This window comes from Nitrosomonas sp. Nm51, assembly GCF_900111165.1.
Classification (GTDB): Bacteria; Pseudomonadota; Gammaproteobacteria; order Burkholderiales; family Nitrosomonadaceae; genus Nitrosomonas.
Genome location: NZ_FOGH01000068.1, coordinates 1 through 11,235, shown reverse-complemented (window position 1 = coordinate 11,235; position 11,235 = coordinate 1). Strand labels below are relative to the sequence as shown.

Sequence of the window (11,235 nt, the reverse complement as noted above, 5' to 3'; positions counted from 1 at the left end):
CACTCTAATATACAAAATGTTATTATACATCAGCCATGGAGAAAAACTTTCCTGTCTGACTCGCTTCGTTTTGTATCCTCAATTTTTAGAGATGCCCTAAAGGCTTTAGACTAGCAGAGATTAATAATATTTGATGAATTGCCATAGTTCCTGAGCCAACTCATCCGTTTGCTTCTTCCAGCGCCATTCAGGCTCTTTTAAATGTAGCTCAAAGTTAACAGAAACACAGTTTAATTTACAGTCCCGAAGCGATTTCCGGTATTGGCCCGATCACGGCGAGTGCCATTGTGGCAACAGTAGGGAATGCCACAGAGTATAAGAATGGCAGACAATTGGCGGCATGGCTGGGATTGGTCCCAAAGCAATGTTTCAGCGGTGGTAAGCAGCTATTGCCTGGCATCAGTAAACGTGGCGACACTTACCTGCGTACCTTACTTATCCATGGAGCACGATCGGTCATCCGCTTTGCTGGGAACAAAGCTGAGCCGGAAAGCTGGCTACGTAAACTGATAATACGGCGTAACAGGAATATTGCCGCAGTCGCTTTGGCGAACAAGAACGCACGCATTATCTGGGCGTTGCTCGCCAAAGGCACAACATTCCGCCCCAATCACGCAGGCAGCGTACGCAGTTGATGCGTGATTGGGGCGGATAGATACAGATTTTGCTATCTTTTGCCCTAAGCCAGCCAAACCCGAACAAAATTCTCTCATCAAAGCATTATTGCGGATGGTCGCATAGGGAAAAAAGGAAAACTTCAGTAACCGAGGAAATACGTTATTTTATCGGCGGTCTGAATGCCAATAATCCCGCCGACTGGAGCATGCCGTCCGCGCTCACTGGGCTATTGAAAACAATTTGCACTGGGTTCTGGATATTGCTTTTGACGAAGACAGCAATCGCGCACGCAAAGGCCATGGCGCAGCCAATCTCGCCATTATCAGACATATTGCGTTGAATCTGATAGAAAAAGAAAAAACATCCAGGGTTGGCGTAAAAATAAAACAGCTAAAGGCCGGTTGGAGCAATGATTACTTGCTAAAAATTATTGGTGCAATTTAAGCCCGATTGCCCTGGCATTACCCGCATTTGCCACACCGGAACGGGCGACATACTGGAATATTAAAAACGAGTGGCGCGCCTGAAAGTACTTTTTAAACCGGACTATAGTTCGTTCCGCTTTTTATCCGGGTGCCTGGTTTCGATGGGATACGGGCTGGCCAGCCAGAATCCCTGTACGTAATCTACACCCATTTCTTTAAGTAAATGTTGGGTTGCATCGTTTTCTACCCATTCGGCAATTGTTTTGAGCCGCATGATATGTCCTATTTTATGTATCGCCTCAACCATTGCACGATCCACCGGATCAGTCGTCATATCTTTTACAAGCCGCCCGTCAATTTTTAGATAGTCTAGCGGCAAATCCTTAAGATAGCCAAACGATGACAATCCACTGCCGAAGTCATCCATTGAAAAACGGCAGCCTAATTTCTTCAATGCCGTAACAAACCGTGTGACATGCTTCAGATCGGCAAGCGCAACATTTTCCGTGATTTCAAAGCAAAGACTGGAAGAACTTACTTGATGTTTTTTAATGCTGCTAACAACGAATTCAAGAAAACCCTCATTTCCAAGAGACTGTGAAGACAAGTTGATTGCGTATACAACCTGCTGTGCGTTAGATAACGTTGTATCGAGTAAATGTAGCGTGCGTTCAACAACCCAGCGATCAAGCGCCAACATCTGATTGTAGCGTTCCGCCGAAGGCAGAAAAGCGCCTGGTGATATCAAATTACCCTGCTCGTCTTGCAAGCGCAACAAAATTTCCCCATGTTCCTCGGCCTTCTGTTCTGTGGATATGAGAATAATCGGCTGATAATACAATAATAGCCGGTTATCTTCGATGGCCTGTTGAATGCGCGGCAACCATTGCATTTCACCTGTTCGTTTTAATAATATGCTGTCTTTTTCCTGAAACACATGAATCCGGTTGCGCCCACTGTCCTTGGCTGCAAAACAGGCACTATCGGCGGCGCTCAGCGCTTTTGCGAAACTTATATTGGTTTGATCGATCGGAAATAACCCGATACTGACACCAATCGAAAAGGCTTTGTTCTGCCATGAAAATCGAAAATCCTGCACAAGTTCGCACAGCATCTTTGCAATACGCAACGCTTTTTGTTGCGGACAGTGCTCCAGAATGATGCCGAATTCATCACCGCCCAGACGCGCAAAAGTGTCGCCACTGCGTAATTTGGTTTGCAACAAGGAACTGACCTGGCGCAACAACTCATCACCCGCATTATGCCCGCAGGTGTCGTTCACCACCTTAAATTGATCCAGATCGAGATATAAAAGCGCATGCGACTGGTATTCATGCGTCGACTCCAGAATCTGCGCCAGCCGGGATTCAAATTCATTGCGATTCAGTAAATTTGTCAATGCGTCGTGCGTTGCTTGGTAGGTCAATTTCTGTGTCAGTTTTCGTTCTTCTGTAACGTCGCGAAATGTTAATACCGATCCAATTACTTTTCCTTTTCCAACATAAATTGGCGCTGTTGCGTAACTGATAACAAATTTTTGATTATTTCTTCGAATCAATAAGCATTCCTGATTGTCTCTGCAAGCGTCAGTTTTTTTTATACGCCGATCAGCAATCAAATTATCAATGGGTTTTTGCGTGATCGCATTAACAAACTGAAACGCCAGACGAAACGAAACTCCTTGTACTTCATTATTATTTTTTCCGGTCAGCAGCTCTGCCGCCGGATTCAGGTACGTTATCTTGCCGTGCTCATCGGTCGTTATAACCGCATCTCTGATACTGGCTAACGTCACCTTAAATAATTCTTTTTCCTGTTCCAGCTTATCGTTGGACTGAACTAGCGCTTCAGTGCGTCCCTTGACACGTTGCTCCAGTTCATTATTTGCGATTTGCAATTTCCGTTCGGCGTGATTTTTTTCTTCGATTTGCACCTGCAGTTTATAATTGGTTGCAAGTTGCTGGTCTTTAGCAACCAGCAGACGTCGTACCAGATCAGAATTCTCAAAACGCAAACGCAAACGCAATATATCGGTTATATTGTAGTAATTACGTTGTGAAATCTTAATCATCAGGATCAGAAACAACAAATATGTTGCAGCCATTGCCAAATTCGGCTCACTCCTGTGTGTCATCATCTGGTAGGTAAACGGCAGCATGGCCGGTATTGAAAAAATTAAAAAAGCCCCTCTGTATGATGAGAGAGTTGTCATTGAACCCGCCACAATGCCGCCAAGCAAAAACGCAAGAAACAATTTGCGAGTCGGACTTTCATCAAGATAAAAAATGCCACCCGCTACACCCCAAAGCGAACCTGCGAAAAAAACGCCGAGCAAAAAAAATCGAGCAGCTTTGATTGCATCAGAATATGATACATCTTTCTTAAAATATGTTTTTACCTGGAAGTATCGTATAACGTTTAATAGAAACATTGCAGCCAGCCAGGCAAGCAACTCTCCCTTGGGAACATAGTTCCAGTGAACCAGCACGAGCGCTAAGGCAAGAAAAGGCGTTGCCAGAAAAGCTGTGTTACTGAAATGAAAAAGCAGCTTGATCTGCTCGATGTGGATTTCGGAAGTATGATCTGCCAACAACAACCCAGAATCATTACGATGATTAGGCGGTACCGGATTCTGAAATTTGTTTTTCATCGCAACTCTGTCTTAGAAATTGTATCCGGTTATTGCAAAAAAATTTGGAATCAAAGAAAATAATCAATAAAATTAATAGGCTAATTTAGATTCAAGAAAATAACTAAATAAAAGAAGATACCGATAAACCATTGTTGGAATTTTATCGCAATAATCCGGGCTACAATAGAATTCTGGAGAAAACGATTAAACTTAACATTATCCGTATTGCGCAGGGCAACCGCTTTTATTGCCTGTGTTGTCTGTTATTTTATTTGTCCCCTGCATCGGGAGCAGGTATTGCCACTATGGAAAGCAGCGTCAAAGAGCTGGGGCAGGCTTTCTCCGGCGCCCCGACCAACATTGAAGACGGCAGCATGGTATTTTTCAATCCAGGCGCCATGAATCATGTTCGCGGCGGTCTGTTTTCATTTGCAGGCTATGCGGTTATTCCTTCTGTTCGTTTTAAAAATACTGCATCACAGTTAAGTCCACAAGTTGGCGGTAGCCCGTTGCGCGGAAACGATGGCGGCGATTCGCCGCACACAGTTTTGATACCTAATTTTTATTATGTACAAAATTTGTCTGAACGGTTCGCCGTCGGATTGGGCATCAATATTCCATTTGGAATGGAAAGCAGTTATCACCCTGACTGGAAAGGCCGTTATCAGGCGATTGATTCAAAGCTTGTCACAATTAATTTTAATCCGTCTGCTTCCATGAAAATCACGGAAAAACTGTCCGTAGGCGCCGGCTTGAATGTGCAATATCTTGAATCCAGATTAACCAATGCCATTGACTTCGGGATGGTTTGCCTGAACGCAGCTAATCCATCTGCCTGCGCCAGCCAGGGACTGATGCCGCAGACGGCCGACGGACATGTATCACTGAAGGGCGACAGCGTTGGCTTCGGTTATAACATCGGAATCTTTTACAAACCAACAGAAAATACACGCTTCGGTGCAAGCTATCGTTCCAAAGTACAGCATAACATACGCGGAAATGCGGATTTTACCGTACCTGAAAACGCAAGGCTATTAACACAAGGTCATGTTTTTGTAGACACATCCGCAAAGACGCCGGTCACGTTACCGGATAATGTACTTTTTGGTTTTTTTCATCAATTCAATGCCGCCTGGGCACTCAGTGCGGACGCCCTGTGGACGCGCTGGAGCCGCATTCGTGAACTCAGGACGCATTTTTCATCACTCCAGCCGGATGATGTTCAGACTATGAAATGGAAAGATACGTGGCGGTTTGCATTTGGATTGCGTTATTCACCAATTATCAACAAATTAACCTTGCGCACCGGCTTTTCTTACGATGAGTCACCCGTCTCCAGTCCACTCCACCGTTCACCCAGGATTCCTGACAATGACCGCTATTGGCTGACAGCAGGCGCAACCTATGCGGTTCTCAAAAACATTGATGTGCATGTCGCATATGCGCATTTATTCATCAACGATACCTCCATCAACAGAACCGGTTCGACTGGAGATCAATTAACTGGCAAATTTACAGAACATATCAATATTGTCGGACTGCAACTGGATTGGCGATTTTAAATGCGCTATTGCACGATTATTATAAACACAAAACTTGCATCTAATTCCTGATCATATTAAGCCGTCATATGTTTATGCTGCGCAATAGCTTTATCAAGCCGACACAACCGATCAGTAGCAATAGACTTTGCAGCAGCCCGGCCGAAACTGAAGCAGCCTGAAGCGCCTGGAGACCCCCAGCCAGTAACAGAACCGCGGCAGCCGCGCCTTCTGAAATACCCCAGAATACACGGTTGGCAACCGGTGGATTTGGATTACCACCGGATGTAACCATGTCGTCGACGAATGACCCTGAGTCAGAGGATGTAATAAAAAAGATGACTGCCAACAACAGTCCGGCCCATTGCATCACTGTGGTCCAAGGCAGGTGCTCGAGTAGTGCATGTAACGACATGGCAGCATTATCTATGACTGGACCCGCCATGCTGCCCGTTTCTTTTTCTAAATAGAGTCCCGTGCCGCCAAATACGGAGAACCAGACAAAATTGATCAGTGTCGGAATCAGCAATACAAAACCGACAAATTCACGTACGGTCCGCCCTTTGGAAATACGTGCAATAAAAATGCCGACAAAAGGGCTCCAGGAAAACCACCATCCCCAGTAAAAAAGCGTCCATTGCGTCTGCCAATCGACCCCGGAACGTGAGTCCAGCCACACACTGGTTGGAACAAAATACTGGACATAATCAATAACTGTTGTAAAAAAAACGGTTATCTGATACGTGGTCGGCCCCGCCAAAAAAACAAAGACTAAAAAAAAACCCATAATCAGGCAATTTAGAACACTTAAGTAACGGATTCCTCTGGAGACGCCACTTACCGTCGAGACTGTTGCAATTGCTGTAATGAGGGTGATGATCCAAACCTGAATCGTTACCGAATAATCGACATCGACGACATGACTCAATCCAGCATTGATTTGCATTGCACCCAACCCGAGAGACGTCGCCACACCAAGCAATGTTCCAATCGTACAAAAAGCATCCGTTATATGTCCAAGCCAGCCATGAATTCGCGCACCAAACAGGGGATAAAGCAGTGACCTTGGTGCCAGCGGCAGACCAAACCGGAAATGAAGCAAGGCAATGGAAAGGCCGAAAATAACATAAATTGCCCATGGATGCAGTCCCCAATGGAAAAAGCTGAACCGCATGGCTTCTGCTCGAGCTTCCGCACTTTCAGGCTCAGCAGTGGGAGGATCATAATAATGGTACAGCGGTTCCGCAACTCCCCAAAACACCAGCCCCATACCCATTCCCGCTGCAAAAAGCATTGCCAGCCATGCTAATAGACTGAACTGGGGCTTTTCGTCTGGCGCACTTAATCTCAGATCTCCATAACGGCTGAATAACAACCAGAATGCACAGATAACCATCACGACTGTTGCTGCAATATAATAACCGCCGAACAGACTGGTAATCCTATGTAATAATGCATCAAATAATCGGCCAGCCGTTTCACTCCAAATGCCGGCAAACGTTATCAAAGCAATATTAATTGCAGCCGCAGTAAAAAAAACAGGCGGCGAAATTCCGTCACGCCATTCACGTAACAATTGTGTACAATAAACGATCGGTTGGCGCATAAATTGTGTGTATCCGTTCAGAGTGGGTTTCCAGTTGCGCTAGCCGAATTGCCAACATCCAGGCATCGCTATATTTATTAACAATCTTATTTTTATATTCATTTCAGCTGACTTTACTGCTTTTGCCAATTTTAACAAACCAGCTAAATCGATGCGAAAATCATTCTCAATAAAATCAAGAATTCAATCATGGCACAACGCATTGCACTGGTAACCGGCGCATCAAGCGGTATAGGAAAAGCAACTGCCGAACTCCTGGCGAAAAATAATTATTATGTCTATGCTATGGCGCGCCGCAAGGAAAGGCTGGAAGCCATGTGCTCGGACCGCATAGAACCGGTTCAACTGGATGTAACGGATGCCGAAGCAATTGAAGCAACCGTAAATAAGGTCGTGGCAGCAAAAGGCCGTATTGACTTACTGGTTAATAACGCAGGATATGGGCAATTAGGTGCTATCGAGTGCGTTTCTATGGAAGCCGCTCATGCACAATTTGAAGTCAACGTATTTGGTTACGCACGCTTTATGCACGCAGTACTGCCGCATATGCGTTCGCAAAAATCCGGATGTATTGTCAATATCGCATCGATTCTGGGAAAAATATCACTCCCGGGTTTTGGCTGGTATGCTGCTTCGAAACATGCAGTTGAAGCATTATCAGAAACTTTGCGCAGCGAAGTCATGAAATTTGGCATTAAGGTTATTGTCATTGCGCCGGGTTTGATTAAAACAGAGTTTGCTGAAAAAGAATTTGAATTACTCAAAACAGTCAAACATCCGTCCGCTTACCAAAGACTTCTCGACGCCCTTCCTCGTCTCCTTGCTGGAGAGCCTAAAGCACCTGGGCCGGAAATCGTTGCACATGCCGTCTTGAAAGCGGCTACTACAGCTTTTCCACCCATGCGCCACGCTTTACCCGTCGATTCTAAAACTGCAGTGATATCACACTGGCTGCTGGGCAGCCGGCTCTTCAACTGGGCCGTCCGGCTTAAAATGAAAATTTGAATGCTATCAAATCAAGTGCAACGTTTTACAATTTATGTGCGATATTTTTAGCGATTCCGGGCTTTCCACGCTGTTGATGTTTCTTCCTAACGGAACTGCCGATCTTGAAAAATATCGGCATAAACTTTTTCGGGAGCGATCATTTCAAGTCCCTTAAATACTATAACGTTTTTTAAATTATTGTGGAGGGGGTAATTATGATTATAAGTTACACATAACTAATTGTTTAAAAATTAGAATATTTAACCTCATCAAATCTTTAATCAAAAAGGACTGTTGTGTTACCAACATACATTACGCCTTTTACCGATCCATAAGCCCAGCGCCGCAGCCGCAAACAAAATTAATGTACCTGGTTCAGGAATCTGGTTGGGTATATTGCCGTTGATTTGTCTAATCTTGACGTACTCGGAGTTTGAATCCTGCTTCGGTGCAAGAATCAGGTAGTTTCCAACGTACGATCCCAGGGAACGCAGCGTATTTGTCGGCACGTTGTTAAAATTGGTTTTGGTAAAACCCAAACCTGCCAAGCCGGAAAACCTGACGCCTGTAAAATCATAATCTGCAGAAAGCGATCCAACCCATGCACTGATATCGGAGTCATTTCGACGCCACCCAATTTCAAAACCGGTAAATGCATAGCCGAGGTAATTGTTTTCAAATACAATTAATTCGTCTCTGCCTCTATCATCAAGCGCGTGGTGCGGACTCCATCGTTCATTGTATTGATCGGGATTTCTAACACCCAACCCACCGCTCCAGACGGTCAGTGTGGCTTTTTCAAACACTCCTGAGCCACTGTTGTTGGCAGTCGAATATGCGCGCGCTGTGAGCATATGACCGTTTTCAGTAAATGTACAGCTATTTCCAACGCCACCTGAACATGTTGCCGACCCAGAATTAGTGTCCCACGCAACAGGGCCAGCTAACGTTGCGCCCATTAAACCCAGGCTAAAAATTATAATTCCAGTTTTTATTAGATTTTTCATGCTACAACTCCTTTTATTTTTCTAAAACGGCAGAATATTCAAATCTTGAAGCCGTTTATAAATAGAGTTAAGCAATATTCATGCCATTAACTGAGAATACCGGACTGGTAAAGCATCAGGCAAAAGTCAAAATAAAGAATTAATTTCAATGTAAATCTGTTCGACAAACTGCGTATCATTACCATGAACACTTTCAATGAGTTTTATGAACAGGGAATGTGAACGATTGTGGATTATTTCTGTTGTTATTGAAATGACAGCATTTCAGGAGAAACCCACAGGATCACAGCAACAACAGTTCACCATTTGTTGCACCACCTGCTACTGCCATATTTTTGCAAATCTTTTCAATACATTTTCATACCTTCCAGCATGCGTAGCGATTTTTACAACTGCACCAATAACAGATATAACAGATATAACCGAAAATAACCGATTAATATCCGGCAGTTTTTGAAAAAACCTGTATCACCACAACACCACATACAATCAGCGCTATGCCGATAATTGCCGGTATATCAGGTATTTGTTTGAAAATTACTGCAGAAATCAAGGCGATCAAAACAATACCCACACCCGCCCAGATTGCATAGGCAACACCAACGGGAATTGTTCGCAGAGCAATTGCCAGAAAATAAAATGCCGCACCGTAACCGACCACAACAATCGCACTCGGTACTAATCGCGTGAATTCATCCGAAGCTTTCAAGGCATTAGTCGCTATGACTTCAGCGACAATAGCTATTGCAAGATACCAGTAACCCATTTAAGTGTGTCTTTAAAAATTGCGGCTGAATTTATATTTCACCAGAACAACGCAACCGGAAACTGTCATCCAAGTCAAGCGGCAAGATCAGCGTATTGAACCGCGCATGAATGGCTGCATCACACAGCGCATTACGTTCATTGGTATCATCGCGGTATTTCTGCAAGTATTTGACATTCAACACTCATACTCATGCGCCGCTTCTGCGACCTCCATCATTGCGGCTTCTACGTCTGTCCCCGGCAACCATGCTGCCACTTCCTTGACTTTTGGTACGTTGTCGCTCACAACCCCTTTATCCTCGCCCTTTAGGATTGCGAATCTATGTTTGCAATATTGACCATTCTCTCCTGCAGGGCAAGTGCAAAAAGCACTCAAATTGTTCCCATCGAGTATGAATGTGACACAGTATGGTTCGTGCGCCGAGCCTTGTACAAAGAATTCTATTTCTTTCATATTCTCTCCACCTTTGGCTTATCCCTAACTAGAATTAAACATCCAAAATCTGCTTACAAATCCCGTTACATTTTTTGTAATACAAAAAAACCACTTAAGCCATTATGCTATAAGTGGTTGATATTATTGGTGGCCAAGGGCGGAATCGAACCACCGACACAAGGATTTTCAGTCCTCTGCTCTACCAACTGAGCTACTTGGCCTGTTAGTTAGATACTGCAAAACAATCGACTGGCGCACAACTTGGGAATAAAGTCGAACCCCAAAAGCAAGGGCGCTAATTTACCAGAATCCAGCCAGAATAACAAGGTATCCAGACCGGAACCTGAGTCTTTACTAGACGCAGAAACATGCCGTGAATTGTTCGATACGCCGGCGCGGTGGAACGAGTATCTTGAGAACCACGTTCCCTACTTTCAAAATCAAACACAGGAGCAGACACCGTGAGCAGCTCTGCCAATACATCACCAATAGCCATCGCTTCCAGTTTCTGACTGGCTTCGTTCGCCTGGTGCCACAGCTTGATCTGCAACTCCAGTTCTTCCACCTGACGGTCCTTCCACCTGACGGTCCAGTTCTTTGAGATGATCGTTCAGTCTGTCCAGCAACTTGCGCAGAATATCCGGCAAACCGTTTTCGGCATCTTCCAGAATAACCGGTATACGTTTGCCAATCGACCGGATTCCCTGAGGCATCACAATACCAAACTCAGAGAGCAAACCACGTATCTGGTTTGCTTGTGCGGTTCTGGCCTTGACCATACCTTGTCTGGCTCGATGTACTGACAGGATAGCTTGTTGCTCAACATTCTTGATTGGTACAAAACGCATGTTCGGCCGGCTGACCGCTTCACAGATCGCTTCCGCATCTGCCATATCATGCTTGTTGGTCTTCACATAGGGTTTGACAAATTGGGGGACATCAGCTTGACGGTGTGTCCAAATTCGCTGAGTTTCCTCGCCCAGTAGTGCGAGCTGCCGCATGCTTCCATGCCAATCAAACAGGGCTCTAAATTGGCGAAAAACTTTGCCATCTCGTTTCGGCGCAATTGCTTGCGCAACACAATCTTGTCATGGTCATCAACACCGTGAATCTGAAACACTGACCTGGTCAAGTAAAACCGGACACCTCAGTTAAGCCACTTTTGTCGAGTATTTTGTTGCTTCTGCTTCAAATTGATTTGGACTTTTGTAATCC

The 11,235-nt window shown here is 44.8% G+C and carries 10 protein-coding genes, 1 tRNA gene and 3 pseudogenes; 5 read left to right on the top strand and 9 right to left on the bottom strand.

All coding sequences use genetic code 11. From position 1 onward, the window contains the following. Window positions 1–120: 120 nt before the first annotated feature. Window positions 121–246: pseudogene (locus tag BMY60_RS13855) on the bottom strand (IS1595 family transposase); the annotation flags it as partial. Between the two features lie 5 nt (window positions 247–251). Here BMY60_RS13855 and BMY60_RS13850 point away from each other — a divergent pair. After that, a pseudogene (locus BMY60_RS13850) lies at window positions 252–642 on the top strand (transposase); the annotation flags it as partial. Between the two features lie 216 nt (window positions 643–858). Continuing rightward, window positions 859–1,062 carry a transposase gene (locus BMY60_RS13845; protein ID WP_371264223.1) on the top strand — a complete coding sequence of 68 codons (204 nt, stop codon included), beginning with the start codon at window positions 859–861 and terminating at the stop codon, window positions 1,060–1,062. A gap of 102 nt (window positions 1,063–1,164) precedes the next feature. On the opposite strand, the gene BMY60_RS13840 is transcribed toward BMY60_RS13845, so the two are convergent. Beyond that, the gene (locus tag BMY60_RS13840) at window positions 1,165–3,693 is read right to left on the bottom strand and encodes an EAL domain-containing protein (protein ID WP_090334425.1); all 2,529 of its coding nucleotides are present in this window, start codon (window positions 3,691–3,693) and stop codon (window positions 1,165–1,167) included. Between the two features lie 131 nt (window positions 3,694–3,824). Here BMY60_RS13840 and BMY60_RS13835 point away from each other — a divergent pair, with 131 nt between their 5' ends. Next, window positions 3,825–5,237 (top strand): OmpP1/FadL family transporter, encoded by a 1,413-nt coding sequence (locus tag BMY60_RS13835; protein WP_256250859.1) that lies wholly within the window; start codon window positions 3,825–3,827, stop codon window positions 5,235–5,237. Window positions 5,238–5,301: 64 nt separating this feature from the next. On the opposite strand, the gene BMY60_RS13830 is transcribed toward BMY60_RS13835, so the two are convergent. Beyond that, on the bottom strand, window positions 5,302–6,822 hold the full coding sequence (locus BMY60_RS13830; protein WP_090334424.1) for a BCCT family transporter: 1,521 nt from the start codon (window positions 6,820–6,822) through the stop codon (window positions 5,302–5,304). 189 nt (window positions 6,823–7,011) lie between these two features. On the opposite strand from BMY60_RS13830, the gene BMY60_RS13825 reads away from it, so the two are divergent. Then, a complete protein-coding gene (locus BMY60_RS13825; protein ID WP_090334422.1) occupies window positions 7,012–7,827 on the top strand; it encodes an SDR family NAD(P)-dependent oxidoreductase in 816 nt (271 codons plus the stop codon). 281 nt (window positions 7,828–8,108) lie between these two features. On the opposite strand, the gene BMY60_RS13820 is transcribed toward BMY60_RS13825, so the two are convergent. The 5 genes and pseudogenes from BMY60_RS13820 to BMY60_RS13800 all read right to left on the bottom strand — a co-directional run bounded on the left by BMY60_RS13820 (window position 8,109) and on the right by BMY60_RS13800 (window position 10,241). Further along, window positions 8,109–8,816 carry a PEP-CTERM sorting domain-containing protein gene (locus BMY60_RS13820; protein WP_090334420.1) on the bottom strand — a complete coding sequence of 236 codons (708 nt, stop codon included), beginning with the start codon at window positions 8,814–8,816 and terminating at the stop codon, window positions 8,109–8,111. Between the two features lie 436 nt (window positions 8,817–9,252). Beyond that, window positions 9,253–9,582: a DMT family transporter gene (locus BMY60_RS13810; protein ID WP_090334417.1), complete on the bottom strand. Its 330-nt coding sequence runs from the start codon at window positions 9,580–9,582 to the stop codon at window positions 9,253–9,255. Window positions 9,583–9,613: 31 nt separating this feature from the next. After that, complete coding sequence (locus BMY60_RS15870) at window positions 9,614–9,766, bottom strand: hypothetical protein (protein WP_177166688.1); 153 nt, start codon at window positions 9,764–9,766, stop codon at window positions 9,614–9,616. 140 nt (window positions 9,767–9,906) lie between these two features. After that, window positions 9,907–10,038, bottom strand: a pseudogene (locus tag BMY60_RS16770) (SWIM zinc finger family protein); the annotation flags it as partial. A gap of 127 nt (window positions 10,039–10,165) precedes the next feature. Further along, window positions 10,166–10,241, bottom strand: a tRNA-Phe gene (locus tag BMY60_RS13800). Between the two features lie 40 nt (window positions 10,242–10,281). On the opposite strand from BMY60_RS13800, the gene BMY60_RS16075 reads away from it, so the two are divergent. After that, window positions 10,282–10,485, top strand: coding sequence for a hypothetical protein (locus BMY60_RS16075; RefSeq protein ID WP_218141708.1), 204 nt, complete (start codon window positions 10,282–10,284; stop codon window positions 10,483–10,485). Window positions 10,486–10,502: 17 nt separating this feature from the next. On the opposite strand, the gene BMY60_RS13795 is transcribed toward BMY60_RS16075, so the two are convergent. Continuing rightward, window positions 10,503–11,021, bottom strand: coding sequence for an IS110 family transposase (locus BMY60_RS13795; protein WP_371264222.1), 519 nt, complete (start codon window positions 11,019–11,021; stop codon window positions 10,503–10,505). Between the last annotated feature and the right edge of the window lie 214 nt (window positions 11,022–11,235).

What these genes read in the sequence shown, in the direction of transcription:
- BMY60_RS13795 (WP_371264222.1), bottom strand. Translation starts at nt 11,021, where the DNA reads ATGCGGCAGCTCGCACTACTGGGCGAGGAAACTCAGCGAATTTGGACA.
- BMY60_RS13810 (WP_090334417.1), bottom strand. Translation starts at nt 9,582, where the DNA reads ATGGGTTACTGGTATCTTGCAATAGCTATTGTCGCTGAAGTCATAGCG.
- BMY60_RS13840 (WP_090334425.1), bottom strand. Translation starts at nt 3,693, where the DNA reads ATGAAAAACAAATTTCAGAATCCGGTACCGCCTAATCATCGTAATGAT.
- BMY60_RS13820 (WP_090334420.1), bottom strand. Translation starts at nt 8,816, where the DNA reads ATGAAAAATCTAATAAAAACTGGAATTATAATTTTTAGCCTGGGTTTA.
- BMY60_RS13825 (WP_090334422.1), top strand. Translation starts at nt 7,012, where the DNA reads ATGGCACAACGCATTGCACTGGTAACCGGCGCATCAAGCGGTATAGGA.
- BMY60_RS13830 (WP_090334424.1), bottom strand. Translation starts at nt 6,822, where the DNA reads ATGCGCCAACCGATCGTTTATTGTACACAATTGTTACGTGAATGGCGT.